The 982-nt window shown below is 46.9% G+C and carries 2 protein-coding genes and 1 pseudogene; 1 reads left to right on the plus strand and 2 read right to left on the minus strand.

Annotation, left to right across the window (positions count from 1 at the left end):
• Nucleotides 1-64: 64 nt before the first annotated feature.
• Nucleotides 65-208, plus strand: a complete 144-nt coding sequence (locus tag A3766_RS29340) for a precorrin-6A/cobalt-precorrin-6A reductase (protein WP_231883021.1) — start codon at nucleotides 65-67, stop codon at nucleotides 206-208.
• On the opposite strand, the gene A3766_RS28045 is transcribed toward A3766_RS29340, so the two are convergent.
• Together A3766_RS28045 and A3766_RS28050 are read right to left on the minus strand one after the other, a co-directional pair.
• Nucleotides 142-630: a precorrin-6A/cobalt-precorrin-6A reductase gene (locus A3766_RS28045; RefSeq protein WP_068643424.1), complete on the minus strand. Its 489-nt coding sequence runs from the start codon at nucleotides 628-630 to the stop codon at nucleotides 142-144. The genes A3766_RS29340 and A3766_RS28045 overlap by 67 nt on opposite strands.
• A pseudogene (locus A3766_RS28050) lies at nucleotides 627-982 on the minus strand (cobalt-precorrin-5B (C(1))-methyltransferase); the annotation flags it as partial. The gene A3766_RS28045 and the pseudogene A3766_RS28050, both read right to left, overlap by 4 nt.

The raw sequence follows: 982 nt of genomic DNA on the forward strand, positions 1-982 counted from the left end.
TTCCGGAGGCTTTACACAGTTCGGTGGTTTAAAGGCATATATTAGATCGGAAGGCATCGGTGCTGTGTGGGATATGACGCATCCATACGCAGCAAAAATGAGTTCAACGGCGATAGATGTATGTAACAGCTTGGCCTTGCCTTATTGGCGATTTTCTCGAGAACCTTGGGTCGCTAGAACATCACTGAGTCGCGTCATGTCGTCTTGAGACAGCTGCCCGACAGTCAGCAAGATTCTCTTAAATTTGGCACATTCAGTGACCGCATCAGCCCATGAAGAGACCGAGATCCAGTTATCGCCCTTTTGCGCGACCCAAGGTTCTCGAGAAAATCGCCAATAAGGCAAGGCCAAGCTGTTACATACATCTATCGCCGTTGAACTCATTTTTGCTGCGTATGGATGCGTCATATCCAACACAGCACCGATGCCTTCCGATCTAATATATGCCTTTAAACCACCGAACTGTGTAAAGCCTCCGGAAATGACTTCGCAGGGTACGTCGGGTTGTCGAACCAAGCCTGCCACGCTATAAATAAGCGAATGATCGTTAGTATTAAACAAACCCTTTTCATAGGCGCGCTTCGTAAAAACTCGCGCATCTGCCGTTCCGCCCAGCAAGAGTATCTTCATGGGCTTTCCTCAGAGGCAAAACCAATAAATTGGCCTTGTCGATCAACAGAATACACCTCCAAGGTGACTGTATTATCAGGCAGTGTTCTCAATACGCGACGCGCTTCGTTAAGTGCTGCTTTACATAATTCATCGCCAATCAGTATCCCGGCATCGCGACAAATCTGAAATACCTGCATACTTGTATTCGCTTCTTGGATTTTATCGAGCACGCTTTGGTCTGCCTTCTGCGCTTTCGCGATTCGAGCAAGCTGCTCAAAATCAATGGACGAAGAACGGCTATTTAAATCCATGTGGCCATTTGCCAGCTTGCTTATTTTTCCGAACCCACCACAAATAGAGACTTTTTTGA

It is taken from the genome of Oleiphilus sp. HI0132, from assembly GCF_001635845.1.

Excerpts from the sequence above, each read along its gene's own strand:
- A3766_RS28045 (WP_068643424.1), bottom strand. The coding sequence starts at position 630 with ATGAAGATACTCTTGCTGGGCGGAACGGCAGATGCGCGAGTTTTTACG.